Annotated in this window: 18 protein-coding genes; 12 read left to right on the forward strand and 6 right to left on the reverse strand. The window is 65.4% G+C overall.

The features are described 5' to 3' along the window. Positions 1–15 precede the first annotated feature (15 nt). From XH84_RS12390 to XH84_RS12415, 6 genes are all read left to right on the forward strand, one after another. A complete protein-coding gene (locus tag XH84_RS12390) occupies positions 16–1,323 on the forward strand; it encodes an adenylate/guanylate cyclase domain-containing protein (protein WP_128920886.1) in 1,308 nt (435 codons plus the stop codon). A 143-nt stretch (positions 1,324–1,466) separates the two neighbouring features. Beyond that, a complete protein-coding gene (locus tag XH84_RS12395; RefSeq protein WP_128920887.1) occupies positions 1,467–1,676 on the forward strand; it encodes a hypothetical protein in 210 nt (69 codons plus the stop codon). A gap of 125 nt (positions 1,677–1,801) precedes the next feature. Beyond that, positions 1,802–2,533, forward strand: a complete 732-nt coding sequence (locus XH84_RS12400; RefSeq protein WP_128920888.1) for a GntR family transcriptional regulator — start codon at positions 1,802–1,804, stop codon at positions 2,531–2,533. Positions 2,534–2,582: 49 nt separating this feature from the next. Next, positions 2,583–3,824 (forward strand): MFS transporter, encoded by a 1,242-nt coding sequence (locus XH84_RS12405; RefSeq protein ID WP_128920889.1) that lies wholly within the window; start codon positions 2,583–2,585, stop codon positions 3,822–3,824. Positions 3,825–3,846: 22 nt separating this feature from the next. Next, complete coding sequence (locus XH84_RS12410) at positions 3,847–4,740, forward strand: amidohydrolase family protein (RefSeq protein ID WP_128920890.1); 894 nt, start codon at positions 3,847–3,849, stop codon at positions 4,738–4,740. 121 nt (positions 4,741–4,861) lie between these two features. Continuing rightward, a complete protein-coding gene (locus XH84_RS12415; protein ID WP_128920891.1) occupies positions 4,862–5,776 on the forward strand; it encodes a PhzF family phenazine biosynthesis protein in 915 nt (304 codons plus the stop codon). A 154-nt stretch (positions 5,777–5,930) separates the two neighbouring features. Here the strand turns inward: XH84_RS12415 and XH84_RS12420 are convergent, their stop codons facing one another. Both XH84_RS12420 and XH84_RS12425 read right to left on the reverse strand, forming a co-directional pair. Beyond that, a complete protein-coding gene (locus XH84_RS12420; protein WP_128920892.1) occupies positions 5,931–6,392 on the reverse strand; it encodes a DUF488 domain-containing protein in 462 nt (153 codons plus the stop codon). Between the two features lie 8 nt (positions 6,393–6,400). After that, on the reverse strand, positions 6,401–7,237 hold the full coding sequence (locus tag XH84_RS12425) for a DUF72 domain-containing protein (protein ID WP_128920893.1): 837 nt from the start codon (positions 7,235–7,237) through the stop codon (positions 6,401–6,403). Between the two features lie 102 nt (positions 7,238–7,339). Between XH84_RS12425 and XH84_RS12430 the strand changes: the two genes are divergently transcribed. The 4 genes from XH84_RS12430 to XH84_RS12445 all read left to right on the forward strand — a co-directional run bounded on the left by XH84_RS12430 (position 7,340) and on the right by XH84_RS12445 (position 10,883). After that, positions 7,340–7,720: a hypothetical protein gene (locus tag XH84_RS12430; protein ID WP_128920979.1), complete on the forward strand. Its 381-nt coding sequence runs from the start codon at positions 7,340–7,342 to the stop codon at positions 7,718–7,720. Between the two features lie 74 nt (positions 7,721–7,794). Next, the gene (locus XH84_RS12435; protein ID WP_128920894.1) at positions 7,795–7,998 is read left to right on the forward strand and encodes a hypothetical protein; all 204 of its coding nucleotides are present in this window, start codon (positions 7,795–7,797) and stop codon (positions 7,996–7,998) included. 242 nt (positions 7,999–8,240) lie between these two features. Further along, on the forward strand, positions 8,241–9,374 hold the full coding sequence (locus tag XH84_RS12440) for a glycosyltransferase family 2 protein (RefSeq protein ID WP_128920895.1): 1,134 nt from the start codon (positions 8,241–8,243) through the stop codon (positions 9,372–9,374). A 6-nt stretch (positions 9,375–9,380) separates the two neighbouring features. Next, positions 9,381–10,883, forward strand: coding sequence for a glycosyltransferase family 39 protein (locus XH84_RS12445; RefSeq protein WP_128920896.1), 1,503 nt, complete (start codon positions 9,381–9,383; stop codon positions 10,881–10,883). Positions 10,884–10,889: 6 nt separating this feature from the next. Here XH84_RS12445 and XH84_RS12450 read toward each other — a convergent pair whose 3' ends face one another. Together XH84_RS12450 and XH84_RS12455 are read right to left on the reverse strand one after the other, a co-directional pair. After that, a complete protein-coding gene (locus XH84_RS12450) occupies positions 10,890–12,776 on the reverse strand; it encodes a CHASE2 domain-containing protein (protein ID WP_128920897.1) in 1,887 nt (628 codons plus the stop codon). Between the two features lie 44 nt (positions 12,777–12,820). Next, positions 12,821–13,345, reverse strand: a complete 525-nt coding sequence (locus tag XH84_RS12455) for a FecR domain-containing protein (protein WP_164936442.1) — start codon at positions 13,343–13,345, stop codon at positions 12,821–12,823. A 653-nt stretch (positions 13,346–13,998) separates the two neighbouring features. Here XH84_RS12455 and XH84_RS12460 point away from each other — a divergent pair. Next, a complete protein-coding gene (locus XH84_RS12460) occupies positions 13,999–15,078 on the forward strand; it encodes a DUF2778 domain-containing protein (protein ID WP_164936443.1) in 1,080 nt (359 codons plus the stop codon). 7 nt (positions 15,079–15,085) lie between these two features. Here XH84_RS12460 and XH84_RS12465 read toward each other — a convergent pair whose 3' ends face one another. Both XH84_RS12465 and XH84_RS12470 read right to left on the reverse strand, forming a co-directional pair. After that, positions 15,086–15,715: a glutathione binding-like protein gene (locus XH84_RS12465; RefSeq protein ID WP_128920900.1), complete on the reverse strand. Its 630-nt coding sequence runs from the start codon at positions 15,713–15,715 to the stop codon at positions 15,086–15,088. Between the two features lie 12 nt (positions 15,716–15,727). Then, positions 15,728–16,321: a cysteine hydrolase family protein gene (locus tag XH84_RS12470; protein ID WP_164936444.1), complete on the reverse strand. Its 594-nt coding sequence runs from the start codon at positions 16,319–16,321 to the stop codon at positions 15,728–15,730. 128 nt (positions 16,322–16,449) lie between these two features. Here XH84_RS12470 and XH84_RS12475 point away from each other — a divergent pair, with 128 nt between their 5' ends. Continuing rightward, positions 16,450–17,283, forward strand: coding sequence for a LysR family transcriptional regulator (locus XH84_RS12475; protein ID WP_128920902.1), 834 nt, complete (start codon positions 16,450–16,452; stop codon positions 17,281–17,283). Positions 17,284–17,302: the final 19 nt, after the last annotated feature.

The raw sequence follows: 17,302 nt of genomic DNA on the forward strand, positions 1-17,302 counted from the left end.
GAATCGAGGGGCGGCATGGTCAGGTTTGCGAGCAGGAGGACACGGCAGCATGCCGTGCTATCGGAGGATTTCGAGCGCGAGCTGACGCGGGAGGTGCTGCGCACCGAGCTGCTCCGGGTGCGGGCGCTGATCGCGACGGGCTGCGTCATGATGTTGCTGCTCACCGCACTCTATTTGGTCGACCCCAGTGTGGTGAACCGGGTGTGGCGCGGAACGGAGGGGCTTGTCGAAGTCTACGGCCTTCTCGGCGGCTTTATTCTCTTCGAGGTCTGGGTTCACACCCAGATCAGGAAGAACCTCCGGCTCGATCGCGACCTGCCGGTGATCCGGCGCTATATCGGCACGCTGATCGAGACCTCGCTGCCCACGGTGATCCTGGTCCTGCAGACCCGGACCATGGGCGCAAGCCAGGCCCTCGGCTTCGCGGTGCCGCTGATGTACTTCATCTTCGTCATCCTTTCGACCCTGCGGCTCGACTTCTGGCTCTCTGCCTTCACGGGTTTCGTGGCCGCAGCCGGGCTTCTGTCCGTCGCGCTGCACTACAACGCGGCCGACGAGGCTGGCGACCCGCTGATCTATTTCCACGCCGTGCGCAGCGTCGTCATCCTGATCTGTGGCGTGCTGGCGGGTGCCGTCGGCGCTCAGCTGCGCCGCCAGTTTGCCGCGAGCATTGCGGCGGCGACCGCGCGCGACCGGGTGACGAACCTGTTCGGTCAGCACGTCTCTCCGCAAGTTGTGGAGCAGTTGATGGCGGCGGGCACCAGCGGAGGCGGTGACGTCCGCCGCGTCGCGGTGATGTTCGTCGATTTCCGCGGCTTCACCGCCGGTGCGCAGTCGCGCACCCCGCAGGAGGTGGTCGACCGCCTCGACGGCGCCTTTGCGGTGCTGGTGGACATTCTCGACCGTCACGGCGGCATTGTGAACAAGTTCCTCGGCGATGGCTTTCTCGCCCTGTTCGGCGCGCCGCTGGAGGCCTCCGACGCGGCGCAGCGTGCCGTTGCCGCAGGCCGCGAGATGCTGAGCGCGATGGACCGCATCAACGCGCAGACGAGCTGGCCGCTGCGCATCGGTATCGGCATTCATTTCGGCGAGGTCGTCGCCGGCAATATCGGCTCGCCCCGGCGCAAGGAATATACGGTTATCGGCGACACCGTGAACCTGGCCTCGCGGCTGGAGGCGTTGAACAAGGAGTTCGGCTCGCAGCTGCTGATTTCGGCGACCGTGCGCGAGGCTTTGGGTGACGACGGCGGCGATGCGGTCGCGCTCGGCGAGGTCGAGGTGCGCGGCTACGAGCAGAAGGTTCCGGTGTTTCAGCTGGGGTAGCGCGCCTTCACATGTGAGTCGCGCTTCCTTGAAGCGGGTCGCGCTGGCTTGAAGACGCGTGATGAAATATCCCCGGTAGCTTTCGGGTCCTGCACTGTGGAAGCCGAAATGTCTCGGCTTTCACTTGTCACCGGAGAAAACCAATGACCCGACTGACCCTTGTTGCGGCCGCACTGATCGCCGCAGCTGCCGCCCAGACCCAGGCCGCAACGGTGCGCCACGCTGCCCCGCCGCGCGCTGCGTTTACTCAGGCGGCGACCGACTCCTGCGTCAGGGCTCCGGCGGAAGGCGCGTATGCCTCTGCGCCGTACACGCAGCCGCCGTGCCAGCCGAACACGATGACGATGCACTGACGACGGCAGGCGACCAGGCCGGGCTGGCGACATCCGCCAGCCCGGTTCGTGATGTCGATGGATTGGGCCCGGCGGTATCAACGTAGCGCTTGACTCATTCTTCATCTAATCATCTATATGACTATATGAATTCATCGCCTCTCGACGACCGCCTGCCGCGCTACCAGCGCCTGCGCGACGATCTCGCCGCGCGGATCAATCGCAGCGAATGGCGGCCGGGTGAACCGATCCCGTCGGAAGCCGAGCTTAGCGCCCATTACGGCGTCGCCATTGGCACGGTGCGCAAGGCGATTGATCAGCTCGTCGCGGATGCCGTGCTGGAACGGCAGCAGGGCCGCGGTACTTTCGTGCGCCGTGCGCGCTTCAACTCCTCGCTGTTCCGTTTCTTCCGCTTCCAGTCCGAAACTGGCGAGCGGCGCGTGCCCAAGAGTCGCATCATCAGGCGCAAGAGCGTGCCGGCCAATTCGGCCGTCGCGTCCGCGTTGCGCATTCCCGTGGGCGAGCCCGTGATCAGCCTGTCGCGCCTGCGCCTGATCGACGATGTGCCGCTGCTCGCCGAAGAGATCTGGCTCCAGCAATCGCGCTTCGCGCCGATCCTTACGCTCGACACCGCCGAATTCGGCGATCTCCTGTATCCGCTCTACGAGGAGCGTTGCGGCGAGGTGGTGGTCACGGCCGAGGAAATCCTCACCGTTGAGACCGCCAACGAGATGCAGGCGCGCCTGCTCAGGCTCGAGGCCCACGCGCCGCTGATCGTGATCGAACGCCTCGCGCTCGATCTCGAGCGCCGGCCGATCGAATGGCGCAGATCGCGCGGACCGGCCGACCGCTTCCGCTACCACGCCGAAATCCGGTGACGCGGCCTTTCAACGACATCAAGCAATAACGAGTACAGGGGTAGGAAACATGTCGAACTGGTACAGCGAGAGCTCGCCGCTGGAGCGGCGCACGTTCTGGGCAAGTTTTGGTGGCTGGGCGCTGGATGCGCTCGACGTTCAGATGTTCGGCCTTGCCATCCCCGCGCTGATCGCGGCCTTCGGCATCAGCAAGGCCGATGCCGGCCTGCTTGGCTCGATCACGCTGTTCTTCGGCGCGTTCGGCGGCTGGTTCGGCGGTGCGCTCGGCGATCGCTTCGGCCGCGTCAAGGCACTCCAGATCACCGTCGGCACCTTTGCGCTCGCGACCTTCGCCTGCGCGTTCGCGATGACCTACACCCAGCTCCTGGTCCTGAAGGCGATCCAGGGCCTCGGTTTCGGTGCCGAATGGGCCTGCGGTGCGGTGCTGATGGCCGAGATCATCCGGCCCGAACATCGCGGCAAGGCACTGGGCTCGGTGCAGAGTGCCTGGGCCGTCGGCTGGGGCGCCGCGGTGCTGCTCTCGGCGCTGGTCTTCACCTATGCGCCGGCCGACATCGGCTGGCGGCTCTTGTTCGCGCTCGGGCTGTTGCCCGCGCTCCTCATCATCTTCATCCGCCGCGGATTGAAGGAGCCACCGCGTGCGCTAGCCGCCGAGAAGACGCCGTTCTTTGCTACGCTCTCCGGCATCTTCCATCGGGACGTGCTGCGCTCGACCCTGATCGGCGGTCTGTTCGGCATCGGCGCTCACGGCGGTTATGCCGCGCTCACGACCTTCCTGCCGACCTATTTGCGGGAGGTGCGGCATTTGTCGGTGCTCGGCTCCAGCGGCTATCTCGCCGTCATCATCATCGCGTTCTTCTGTGGCTGCGTCACCAGCGGCATCATCAGCGATCGCATCGGGCGGAGAGCCAACGTCGCGTTGTTCGCCAGCGCCTGCATCGTCACCGTGCTGATCTATATCTTCGCGCCGCTGACGAACGGGCAGATGCTGGTGCTCGGCTTCCCCCTCGGCTTCTTCTCCGCCGGCATCCCTGCCAGCATGGCGGCGCTGTTCAGCGAGCTTTATCCTGCCGGCGTGCGCGGCACCGGCGTCGGCTTCTGCTACAATTTCGGTCGCATCGTCTCCGCCGCGTTTCCCTTCCTTGTCGGCTTTCTCAGTGACCGTATCGGGCTCGGGCCCGCGATTGGCATCGACGCGGCCTTTGCCTATTCGCTGGTCCTGATCGCGGTGCTGCTGCTGCCGGAAACGCGCGGCAAGGTGTTCGAACAAGCCGCCGCGACGCGCGCCTGACGCAGGATGGGGAGTCATCACCATGATATCCGCTCGGAACGGTCTGACGCGCCGCCAATTTGCCGTGGGTCTCGCATCGCTGGTGATGGCGGGCGCGACCACAGCCAGGAGTGAGGCGGCCTTGCCGACGATCGATACTCACGCTCACGTCTTCCACCGCGGCCTCGAACTCGCGCCGGGCCGACGCTACGCGCCCGACTACGACGCGCCGTCGGCGCTCTATCTAGAGCAGCTCGATCGCAACGGCATGACCAATGGCGTACTGGTGCAGCCGAGCTTTCTCGGCACCGACAATTCCTATCTGGTCGCGTGCCTGAAACAGGCGAGCGGCCGCCTGCGCGGCATCGCCGTGGTCGATCCGGGGGTAGCCGCGGACGATCTGCGCGCACTCGATCGCGCCGGCGTGACAGGCATTCGCCTCAATCTCGTGGGTCAGCCCTTGCCCGATCTCGCTGCCGGCGAATGGAAGGCGCTTCTGGGACGCGTGAAAGACATGGCCTGGCAGGTCGAGGTCCAGCGCAACGCGTCCGATCTTGCCACGCTCGCGCCGCAGCTGCTCGATCGCGGTGTCACCGTCGTGCTCGATCACTACGCGCTGCCCGATCCAAAGCTCGGTGTTGCCGATCCCGGTTTCCAGTCCCTGCTGAAGCTAGGGGCGACGAGAAACGTCTGGGTCAAGATATCGGCGCCTTATCGCAACGGTACGGCCGGCGAGGAGTTTGCGAAGCAGGCCTATCCGCTGCTGCGCGACGCGTACGGCCTCGATCGCCTGTTGTGGGGCAGCGACTGGCCGCACACGCAGTTCGAGGCGACGCAGAGCTACGCGAAGAACCGCCAGTTTCTCGATACGCTGATCGTCGATCAAGCTGAGCGCGCGCAAGTGCTGGCATCGCCGTATCGGCTCTTCCGCTTCTGACTCTCCCTTTTGCAATTGCTCCGATTGCTCCGAATTTTGGGGCATGACGAGCGATGTCGCCGGCCTGTAGACTGAAGGCGATGCGGCCGGTTGCGGCCGCGACTTGCATGGGGAAGTGACGATGCAGCGCCGCTACATCACCGTCGACGTGTTCACCGACCGCGCCTTCGGCGGCAACCAGCTTGCCGTGGTGCTCGACGCCGGAGGGCTCACGACGGCGCAGATGCAGGCGATCGCCACCGAGTTCAACTATTCCGAGACCACCTTCGTGCTGCCACCGCGCGACAAGGCCAATGATGCGGAGGTGCGCATCTTCACGCCGGTGCAGGAGATTGCCTTTGCGGGCCACCCCAATGTCGGCACTGCCTTTGTGCTCGCCTCGATGGCGAAGGAGCCGAAGCTGCGTCTGCTGTTCGAGGAGAAGGCCGGGCTCGTGCCGGTCGACATCGTGAGAGAGCAGGGCCGGGTGATCAGAACCGAGCTCACCGCGCCGCAGCCGCTGGAGCGGCTCTCACGGCTGTCGGCTGCCGAAGCCGCGAGCTGCATCTCGCTCGTTGCAGACGACATCAAGACGGACAATCACGAGCCGCAGATTGTCACCGTCGGAAACGCGTTTCTGGTGATGGAGCTGCATTCGCGCGGGGCGCTGAAGCGCGCGCGGCCGAATGCGGCAGCCTACGGCGAGGTCTTGCCGCGCGACGGCGCCCGCTCGGTGTGGTTCTATACGCGCGATGTGCCTGCGACGGAAGCGCCCTGCGATCGGCAGGCGCGCATGTTCATGCGTGGCGCGAGCGGTCTCGTCGAGGATCCCGCCACGGGCAGCGCCACGGTCGCCGCGGCCGCGCTGTTCGCCGATCTTGATGCCGCGCGCGATGGCGAGTTGAAGCTGACCGTCGGCCAGGGCTTTGACATGGGCCGGCCGAGCATCCTCTTCACGCGCGTGCGCAAGCAGGACGGCAAGATCGTCTCCGCCCATGTCGGCGGACAATGCGTGCAGATGATGGAGGGGACATTTAGGCTCGCGGGAGAGGGGTAGGTGTTCTTTCCCGTCATCCTGAGGTGCGAGCTCTTGCGAGCCTCGAAGGATGCACGGCCGAGGTGCAACCTTGGGTCACGCCGTCGTCCTTCGAGGCCTCCGCTTCGCTCCGGCACCTCGGGATGACGGCTACGGCTCACGCCGATGTTCTTGGCTACACCTGCCGCCCCGCCAGATTCCTCACCGTCACCCCATCGCGCTCCTCGATGATCTCCGCGATCATCTGGCGGTGGCAATGGGTATGGTCGCGCTCGTAGCAGAGCAGGCACACCGGGCCTGCCTTCTTCACCAGCGCCGAGAGCTCGTCCATTGCTTCCCTGGCTTCGGGCGCCTTCAGGTGCTTTGAAAAGATCTTCTCGAGCACGTCGTACTGTCCGCTGCGTGCGGCGAGGCGGCCTTCCTTCGGGGTGCCGAGCGCGGCGAGGTGGACATAGGCGATGCCGCGTTCGTCGAGCCCCGCCGCAAGCTGCTTCTTGGAAAAGCCCGGGCGGCGCGACGACGTCACCGCGCGCACGTCGACCACGAGCTTGACGCCGGCCTCTTCCAATTCGTCCAGCACGGCCTTGGGCGGCGTCTGCTCGTAGCCGATGGTGAACAGCTCTTTCGCCTTTGCCATGGACCCCCTCAGCTTACCCGCGCGATCAGTTCCATGGCGCCGGCCGGTGCTCGCACCTTGCCCTCGTGGATGACGTAGGCGAACACGTCGCGCGGCGCCTTCTTCGGCTTGGCCTTGTCAACTTTCGGCAGGTCGTCCGGTTCGCCGCCCGAGGCCCAGGCCTGCAAGCGCTCGGCCCAGGCATCGAGCTGCTTCGGCGGGTAGCAGGTCTTGATCTCGTCATTGCCCTTCTGAAGCCGGGCATAGACGAAATCGCCGGCGACGTCGGCGATGGCAGGGTATTTGCCGTGCTCGGCGAACACGACAGGCGTTTCGAACTCGCGGATCAGCGCCACGAAATCCGGCGTGCAGAAACTGTCGTGGCGGACTTCGACGACGTGGCGCAGTGCGCGTCCCTCGATCTTGCGCGGCAACAGCTCCAGGAACTTGCCGAAATCGGCGCCGTCGAATTTCTTAGTCGGCGCGAACTGCCACAGCGCCGGCCCAAGATGGTCGCCGAGTTCCAGCACGCCGGAATCATAGAACCGCTTGATGGAATCGCCTGCTTCCGCCAGCACGCGGCGGTTGGTGGCAAAGCGCGGTCCCTTCACCGAGAATACGAAGCCGTCGGGCACCTCGCTCGCCCATTTGCGAAAGCTCTCCGGCTTCTGCGAGCCGTAATAGGTGCCGTTGATCTCGATCGAGGTCAGCTTCGAGGCCGCGTAGGACAGTTCCTTCGCCTGCGCCAGCTTCTCCGGATAGAACACGCCGCGCCACGGCTCGAAGGTCCAGCCGCCGATGCCGATGAAGATGTTGCCATTTTTTTTGGACGCGGTTTTTGCTTTGGCCACGGGAGGATCTCGCATCGACGAGGAAGGGGGACTTCATCCTAGTCAAACGAGTTGTGATTGGCCAGTTCTCGCCTCCAGTCTAAGCTCGGCAGCGCGATCTGCGAGAAGGAGAACAAGATGCGGATGCCAATGCTGGGAGCGGCGCTCGTCATGATGACATCTGCTGCCATGATGTCTTCAGTCATGGCGGGTGACGACGATGCCAAGGGTGCGCAGAAGCACGCCCAGCTGGGCCGCGACGATTACTGGCATTGCCTGGCGCGGGAATATTCCCGCGAGGCCAATCAGGGAATGACGGAACAGGATTTTGGCCGTTCGGTCGCGACCGCCTGTCCGTCGGAGCGGCAATATTACCGGGTGGCGCTGCTCGACTATCTCACCACGCAATATCCTGACATCGATGCCGGCGCCCATCTCGCGACCGCGAACAGGGCGGTGGAGTCCGCGCAGAAGGACATCGTGACGGCCTTCGTCAAGCACAGGCCGCCGACGAAGTAAGGACGTGGTGGCCCTTCCGGCGCCTCGCGCATCCGTGGTATCACAGGGCGCATCTGGGACAGGGATGGGTTTCCATGGCGTCTGAGTCGGTGGGGGGCATTTTGGGCGCGATCGTTGCCGCAATCGTGCTTGCAGTCGCCGTCGTGTTCGGGCCGATTGGCCAGTACGGCAAGCCGCCCAAACCGGCAAAGGTCGAGCCGGCCCCGACTGCGGCACCCGCAGCCCCCGCCGCGCCGGCGCCGCGGGGCCCGATCATCCGGGAAGTGCCCAACCAATAGGGCACAAGAATTCCGGTTTCCGGCCCCTTGCGGAGCGGTCTTGCCGTTCCTATCTAGCCCCTAACGGCGACGTTGAGCAAAAACTCCGGCGCTGGGACGACCTTGGAATAGCTTGGGCTTGCGCCGGATGTACGCGCGGCCCGCCGTTCCGGGGTCGTTGGCATTTTGGGGCCCCTTTTGGGGCGTTTCCCACAGACCCCCCGGCTTGGCAGCGCAGGATGCGGCAGATATACGCTGCCGTCATGAATGAAGCGATCAGACCGGGCTCCGACATTCCGCAGCAGGCTCAAGAGGGCCCGGAACTGTCGGTCATCGTCCCGACCTTCAACGAGCGCGACAATGTCACGGTGCTGTACCGGCGCCTCGAGGCAACGCTCGCCAACGTCGCTTGGGAGGTCGTGTTCGTCGACGACAATTCGCCCGACGGCACCTGGGACGTCGTGCGCGCGCTGGGGCAGCAGGATAGCCGCGTGCGCTGTATCCGCCGCATCGGCCGCCGCGGTCTGTCAGGCGCCTGCATCGAGGGTATCCTGGCGTCCAGCGCGCCCTTTGTCGCCGTGATCGATGCCGATCTCCAGCACGACGAGACGCAGCTGCCGAAGATGCTGTTGCTGCTCGCGAGCGACCAGGCCGACCTTGTGGTCGGCAGCCGCTACATCGAGGGCTACAAGAGCGAAGGCTTCAACAAGCAGCGCGCCGGCGCCAGCGCGCTGGCAACCGAGGTCGCCAGGAAGATGCTCCGGGTCGAGATCGCCGATCCCATGAGCGGCTTCTTCATGATCCGACGCGATCGGTTCGAACAGCTCGCGCCAAAGCTTTCCGTGCACGGCTTCAAGATCCTGCTCGACGTCGTCGCGACCGCGCATGGCACCTTGCGGGCGGTCGAGATTCCCTACACCTTCGGCGCCCGCCAGCACGGCGAGAGCAAGCTCGATTCCATGGTTGCGCTCGACTTCCTCGGCCTTGTGCTCGCCAAGCTGAGCAATGACATCGTCTCGCTGCGCTTCATCCTGTTCGCGATGGTCGGCGGCATCGGCCTCGTCGTGCACTTGACCACGCTGTTCATCGCGCTTCAGTTGTTCAAGGTGCCGTTTGCGGAGGCGCAGGCCGCCGGCGCCATCGTCGCCATGACCAGCAATTTCATCCTCAACAACTTCCTCACCTATCGCGACCAGCGGCTGAAGGGTTTTGCGCTGCTGCGCGGCCTGATCGCCTTCTACATCGTCTGCAGCGTCGGACTGCTCGCCAATGTCGGCGTCGCCTTCTCGGTCTACGACCAGGAGCCGATCTGGTGGCTGGCCGGCATGGCCGGTGCGCTGATGGGCGTGGTGTGGAACTACGCGATGTCCGGCCTGTTCGTCTGGCGCAAGAAATAGCGCGATATGGGCGGGGCTGACGCGCGGATCGTCCGCAATACCGCGCTGCTGATTCTCGCGCTGGTCGGCTTACGGCTCGTCGCGGCCGCCTTCACGCCGATCACCTTCGACGAAGCCTATTACTGGATGTGGTCGAAGAACCTGGCCGGGGGTTATTACGACCACCCGCCGATGGTGGCTTACGTGATCCGCGCCGGCACCATGATCGCCGGCGATACCGAGCTCGGCGTCCGTCTCGTCTCGATCCTGCTGGCGCTGCCGATGAGCTATGCGATCTACCGCTCCGCGGCGATCCTGTTCGGCGGGGTACGTGTCGCCGCGACCAGCGCCATCCTGCTCAACGTGACGCTGCTGGCCTCCGTCGGCACGCTGATCGTGACGCCGGATGCGCCGCTGCTGGTTGCCTCCAGCTTCGTGCTGTTCTTCCTTGCCAAGGTGCTGGAGACCGGCCGCGGCGTCTGGTGGCTCGCGGTCGGCGCGGCCGTCGGCGCGGCGCTGCTGTCGAAATACACCGCGATGTTCTTTGGCGCAGCGATCCTGATCTGGCTCGCTTTCGTGCCGAAGCTGCGGCGCTGGTTTCTCTCGCCCTGGCCCTATCTCGGCGGCCTCGTTGCGCTCGCGCTGTTCGCGCCCGTGATCCTCTGGAATGCGGACCATCAATGGGTCTCGTTCGCAAAGCAGCTCGGCCGTGCGAAGATCGAGGACTTCCGCCCGGTTTTCATCGCCGAGCTGATCCCGACCCAGATCGCGTTCGCAACCCCGCTGGTCTTCATTCTCGGCGCGATGGGTCTGCATGCGCTGACTTGGCAGCGCGCCGGCGCGCTGGCCTCGCGCGTGCTGATCGAAGCGATGTTCTGGACCATCGTCGTCTATTTCGTCTGGCATTCGCTGCATGCCCGCGTCGAGGCCAATTGGTTCGCGCCGGTCTATCCGCCCTTCGTGATTGCTGCTGCGGTCGCCGCCGATCTCGTGCAGTGGAAGCCGCGTGCGCGGCGCCTGGTGGATTTCTGCCTGCGCTGGGCCGCGCCTGCGGGCATCGTGATGTTTGCTGCGCTCATCGTGCAGGCCAACACCGGCTGGCTGTCGGGCTATCGCCGCGATGCGACCGTGCGCAGCGTCGGCGTCGGCTGGCGCGAGCTCGCTGCGGGGATCGAGGCCGAGCGCGCGCGCCATGGCGCGAGCTGCGTGCTCGCGCAGGACTACGGCACCACGGGCTGGCTCGCCTTCTATTTGCCGCGTGGCACCTGCGTGCTGCAGCAGAACCAGCGCATCCGCTGGGTCAACATGGGCGAACCCGATCCAAAATTGCTTGCGGGCAAGCTGCTCTATGTCGACGAGTTGCGTCCCGACGGTCACCCCCTCCTTAACGAGCTCTTTGCGAACGTCACGCAGGTCGCGCAATTGCAGCGCAAGCGCGGCCCGCTCGTGGTCGAGACCTACGGCATCGACCTGCTGGAGGGCGCCAAGGGCGACGTGCTCGACCGCTCACCGCCGCCGGAAGCAAGGTAATCCATCTCAGTCGATCGCCTCGGCCTCGGCCGCGGCCTGCGTGGGCCTGTCCTGATCGCGCCAGAACCACACGGTCACGACGCCTGAGCGGCCGCGGACCTGGGCGAGCAGGGGGCCCGACAGAACGCCGTCGGGAGCCCCGTGGAAGTCGGCCGTATCCAGCAGCGTATCGCTCAGCGCGAGCCGCGCTCCGTTCTGGACGGCCACCTCCATCAGCCGGCTTGCGACGTTGACGGTGTCGCCGGTCGCGGTGATGTGCTGGTGGCTTTCGCCAAGGCGCGAGGCGACGATCTCGCCGAAATGGGCGCCGATCTTGAAACCGAGCCGATCGCCGATGGCCGATGGCAGCGAGGCGATCCAGCGTTCGACGCTGCGATGCAGGTCGATCGCGCATTTCAGCGCGCGCGCCGAATCATCGGGCCTCGCGCCCGGAAGCCCGAACAGGATCATGGCGCCGTCGCCGAGAAAGCCGGTGATGGTGCCGCCGCAATCGACCGCAATCTTGTCGATCAGCGCGTGAAATGCCTTCAGGATCTCCTGGATCGCGTCCGGATCGGTCTGTTCGCTCACGCCCGTGAAGCCGGAGAGATCGATGAAAACCACGGCTGCGTTTTGCCGGACGGGCTTGGACAGGAAATTGGGATCGCGCGCCAGCCACTCCTGCACCGCGGGTGCCTGGAACTGGGCGAGCGACCTGCTCTTGGCGGCGAGATATTGCGTGCGGCGGCCTCCGGCCCACAGCTGGACACCGGCAAAGATCGCAACCGGGGGCACTGCGGCGGCGAGCGTGGTTGCCGCATTCAGCCAGAGGCCATGCGTGAACGCGAACGCATTGAGGCCGGCCCAGGCGATCATCAGAGCGGCCGCCGCCACGATGCCGAGCGCGCTGCGCCGCCAGGCGAGCAGGCCGACCAGCAGCATCGGCAACAGGATCGCAGCGAGCGCGTCGGCGATACGAACCCTGTGATCGCGCACGATACCGTCGCCGGCCACGAGATGCGTGATCGCAGTCGAGACCACCTCGACGCCGGGCATCAGGGAATCGAACGGTGTGGGATAAAAGTCGCCACCGCCGGCGACCGAGGCGCCGATCACGACGATCCGGTTCTCGATCGCCGCGCGATCGAGCGTGCCGTCGAAGATGCTCTGTGCGCTGACGGTGCGGATGGTGCGCCGCGGACCGTAATAGGTGATCGGCAGCGCGAATTCGCTGTCGGTCGGCACCGCACGGTCCCCGAGCATGAGATGATCCGAGGTGATCGTCAGCGGCTTGTCGAGCGCGCGGCTGGCGACGCGCAGGGGGAACGACAGTTCGACCTTGTCCTGCGTCCGGAACAGCATCGGCACCGAGAGCGGCGAGCCCGACTGTCCCGTCGCGACATTGACGACGCCGACCTCAGCGTGGTCAGCGAACGGCGGCAACGGCAGCAGGAAGCGTTCGGCCTGCGGCAGCATGGCGAGGGGACCCGCGCTGCTCGGCTCCACGGTCTCGCTGGCGGACGGGAAGATCGCTGCGGCGGCCAGAACCATGGGGCCGGTGGCAAGCGTGTTGGCGAGCGTCGCGTCACCGATCGCGGCGCTGCGGTCGACGAGCAGGAGATCGATCGCGACGACCTTCGGCTTGAACTGCACGATGGTGTCGACGACGCGGGCGAGGTCGGCACGCGGCAGCGGATAGCTGCCGCCGCGCTTCACCACGGTATCGTCGATCGCGACGATGGTGACGAGATCGGGCGGACGCTGCACGCCGCGGACCTGGGTCCGCCAATCGGTCAGCGTTGCCTCGAGGCGGTCGAGAAAACGGAGATGGCCGGTGGCATGCGCGGCATAGATGCCCGCCCCCCACAGCGCGGTGAGGACGAGGGCCACCAGGATCTGAACGCGTCTAGTCACTAGGTACTGCAATCTTCTTTGTTCTACGTCTTACCGGCGAAACCTTATTGACCAAGCCTTCTCATGAGCGTGTCGACGCGCGGCTGGCCCCATGTCTTGACGGTCAATGGGCCGGTCGCTTCCACGTCGACGCCTTCGCCGGGGCCAAGAACGACGCCGCGCCCGCGGCTCCTGCGATTGACGCCGACACGGCCGTCAGCGACGAAGACGGAGGTCTTGGCCTCAGCGACATCGACGGCCCATCTGGTGCCGCGCACCGCGGCGATCGCCTGCGGCGTCAGCACCTTGAAGGGGTTGCCGCCCGCCTTTTTGGGCACTTCGACCAGCAGCGCTCTGCTGCTCAACTCGACGGAGTCTATATGTCCGTCGCGGTTGGCGTCCTTTAGTTCAAATCTGGCGCCGTTTTCTGCGACAATGGTGATCCCGTTGTCGCACCGCCACACTTGTGTCCCTGCGGTGGATGGCGATGCCGTGCAGCCCGCATTGGCAGCGGGCTGTGCACTTGCAGAGCCGATCAACAGAAACGACCATGCGAGAGCGTAAAACCCGGCGCGCGCGACCCCATTCATGCCAGCCTCCGTTTGCGTGCTTGGCACAGTTCGAGGCAATGTTGATACGGTACCGTATCACACGCAGAGGCTGCTGAAAAGTGCCGTCCTCGCAGCTATTTCGCCGCTGCGGCATTTGCCAGTCCGGTGCGATCAACTTTCGGTCAGGGGGCCGTACCACGTTGAGGACACCGCGCCGCGCGCGACGCGGGAGCGTCTACCGCCGGCGCCGAGAGAGGGGAAGGGACCCATCGCAACGCCAGCCTCGCGCAACGCTTCCCCGTTATCGTCCGGGCATTGAAGACCACGAAAAGGACTTGGTTGGATGCGCTTAAGAAGGCGGCTAGAGACGTCTGCTGAATGCGCCGATCCGGCCGAGAATGATGGTTAACAGACGCGCCTAAGTCCGTAGTTCTGCGGGCTTTTTTCTCAGAATGAGACAGCGTTGACGAGCCGCCCCACATCTGCCCGAACTTAATCCGCATTTAACTAAAAGTCGCCTTAATGACGCTCCGACCCTCTGCGAGATGCTGTTCCCGGATCGTGACCAGCGGCACTTTGAAGGGGGACTGAGTGACACCGTCCTGGACGCAAGGCGAATGAGTACGAGTATCGCTGCGCATAGTTACGCGGCACGGAAGTCCAAGAATTCTCTTCGGAAGCCTTCCCGGAAAATGACCACGACCAATTGGCTCGGCGCCGCGGCGATCGGCTGCGCCATGATGGGCGCCGGCTGGACCATCTACAGCAACGTCTTTGGCGCGAGCGTCTACCCGACCGTCGGCAGCATTGGCTACGACGAGCCCGTGATCAAGCGGGCGCCCAAGGTCGCGCTACGCGAGGCGGGCGACGCCATCAAGGAAGCTTTTGCGCTCCTGCCTGACCGGTTGCAGGTCGCCGCCCCGATCTCGCGCGAGATGTTCAACGAGCGCTTTGCCGCAGCTGCGACCCAAGGTGTGGCCTCGAACGCGGCCAGCGCGGCGCCGGCGACCCAGGTTGCGGTAGCCAAGGATCCGCCGAAGCAGAGCGTGATCGCCAAGGTTGCGGAAGCGCTGAAGCCGTCGGCCCCGGCCAAGATTGCTGACAAGACCGCGGACAAGACCAAGCGCGCTCCGGATGCTCAGATCCAGCTTGCGTCGGCCGATCCGGCCCAGATCGTGCCGGCACCCGAAGCGAAGAAGTCGTTCGCGGACCGCGCCAAGGCCGCGGTGATGTCGATCACCGGTCCGCGCCAGTCGATGGTCGAAAAACTCTGGGGCAAGCGCGAGCCGTCCGGCGGGCTCCTGGCCTATGCCTCGGCCGATGCCAGCATCACCGCGTCTATCGCTCCGAAGGAGCAGAACCCGATGTTCGGCGGCGCGCCGCCCTATGAGCGCGACACTGCCGTCTACGACATCACCGCCAAGACGGTTTATCTGCCTGACGGCACCAAGCTCGAGGCGCATTCCGGCCTCGGCTCGAATCTCGACGATCCGCGCTCGCAGCGCACCCGCATGCGCGGCGTGACACCGCCGCACATCTACACGCTGAAGCCGCGCGAGGCGCTGTTCCACGGCGTGCCGGCGCTGCGCCTGACCCCGATCGGCGGCGAGAGCGCGATCTACGGCCGCGACGGCCTGCTCGCCCATACCTTCATGCTCGGGCCGAACGGCGATTCCAACGGCTGCGTGTCGTTCAAGGACTATTACGCGTTCCTCGACGCCTACCGTAACAAGGGCATCCGCAAGCTCGCGGTGCTGGCGCGGGTGGAGTGAGGCGCGCTCACGCTGCCATCGCCTTGCGCAGCGCCATCTCGGTCGCGATCGCGCTCCGCACTGCCGGCCGCGTCTGCATGCGCTCGAGATAGGCCGACAAGGATGGCCATCGCGCGATGTCGATTCCCGCGGGACGGAGCAGCAGCAGGGCCCAGGTGAGGTGTGCGTCCGCGACGGTGAAGCTGTTGCCGACGAGGAATTCGCGCTCCGCCAGATGCTCCGCCGGCACCGACAATGTCTGTGCGATCCTTGCCCGCGGCTTGGCCAGCGAGCCGTCGTCCTTGTACCAGAAGGTCGGAAACAGGAATGCCTTGTGGATCTCTGAGCCGATGAAGCTCAGCCATTCCTGCAAGCGGTAGCGATCGACATCGCCCGGCCGAGGCGCGAGGCCGCTCTTGGGGTTCAAATCGGCGATGTATTGCAGCACCGCCGCGCTTTCCGTCAGGCGTTCGCCGTTGTCCAGCACCAGCACCGGTACCGCGCCCTTAGGGCTGATGCCGCGAAAATCACCGTCGTCGTCCACGATTTTCTTGGTCCAGAGATGCACCTGATGATAGCTCGCATCCAGACCTGCTTCCATCAGCGCGATGCGGCTCGAGAGCGAGCAGGCCATCGGCGAGAAGTAGAGTTGCAGCATCGCTTTGCTCCCTTATGTCAGCGCATCGCCGCGCGCGATGATCGCGAAGCGGTCGGATAGTTCGGCGAGCGCAACCTCGTGAATGGTCCGGGCGTCCAGCGTGCCGCCGCGCCCGTTGGGCAGGTCGCGCGTGGCGCAGGCATCGGCATCGATCGTCGCGCGAAAGCCGAGGTCGAGCGCGGCACGTGCAGTGGAGCTAACGCACATATGGGTCATGAAGCCGGCCAGCACGATGTTTTTCCTGTCGATCGCGTCAAGACGCGCCTTCAGATCGGTGCCGGCAAACGAGTTGGGCAGCTCCTTTTCGATCACGAGCTCGCCGGCTTGCGGCGTCAGCTCGGCGACAATGGCACCGCGGTCGGCGCTGCGATCGAACAGACCACCCGCCTTGCCGCGATGGGCGATGTGAATGATCGCGGCATTGGCCGCGCGGGCCTTTGCCAGCAGGGCAGCCGCGCGCGCAATCGCGGGCCTGGCGTCCGGCAAGGCGAGGGGGCCTGCGAGATATTCGTTCTGAATGTCGATCAGCACCAGCGCAGCGTCGGTAAGACGCGGCGGGGTAAGATCGGCGCCGGCGAGCTGCAGCAGGGTCTTTGCGGTCGTCATGATCTTGGAATCTCCGGGAGCGAATGGCAGGGCCAACATAGCCCCGGGGCTGCCTGCCGATATGCAGGGAGATTGCAGCGGGTGGCTGCGATATTGCAGGCTCGTCGCGGTCGATGTAACCTCACCCGATGAACTGGGACGATCTGCGCATCATCGCCGCCGTCAGGGACGAGGGCACCTATGCCGGCGCCAGCGCACGCCTGCGCATCGACGAGACCACGGTCGGGCGTCGGCTGTCGCGCATCGAGCGTGCGTTGGGCTTGCGCCTGTTCGAGGCTGCCGACGGCGTTCGCAAACCGACGCGGCAATGTGAGGCGGTGCTGGCGCATGTCGAGGCGATGGCCGCGCATGCCGCCGAGATCGGTCGTCTTGGTGAGAGCGTGGAAGGTCCCGTGGGGCGCCTGCGCATTGCATCCACCAACACGGTCGCCGAGCAGGTGCTGTCGCCGCGCGCGAGCGATTTCCTGCGCGCCAATCCCGGCTTGATGCTGCAGTTCCTCACCTCGAGTGAGAACGTCAAGTTCTCGCGGTGGGAAGCCGATCTCGCGATCCGCCTGCGCAAGCCCGACAAGGGCGACTTTGCAATCTCGAGGCTCGGCGACATCAAGCTCTATTATTTCGAGCCTGTTGCCACCGAAGGCGAGCCGATGCTCTGCGCCTATCCGGACGAGCTGGGTGCCATTCCCGAGATGCAATTCCTGCGCACCAGGAAAATCCGCGCCCGTTGCGTCACCGACAACGTGCGGGTCATCCGCAATTTGGTCCGCGCGCATCAGGCCGCCGGCGTGTTGCCGGAGTATAGTTGTGCGGATCTGCTCGGCGATCGCCGCCTGCGCGCCACGCTGCTGCCGAAGCGACGCGACGTCTGGCTCCTGGTGCAGAACCATCTCAAGCGCGACGCAGCGACGCGCGTGACGATCGACTGGGTCCGGCAGTGCTTCAAGGACCTCCCACAGGACTGACTGCCGGCGACGTTCGTGG

The sequence above is a fragment of the Bradyrhizobium nanningense genome, from assembly GCF_004114535.1.
In the GTDB taxonomy this organism is placed as follows: Bacteria; Pseudomonadota; Alphaproteobacteria; order Rhizobiales; family Xanthobacteraceae; genus Bradyrhizobium; species Bradyrhizobium nanningense.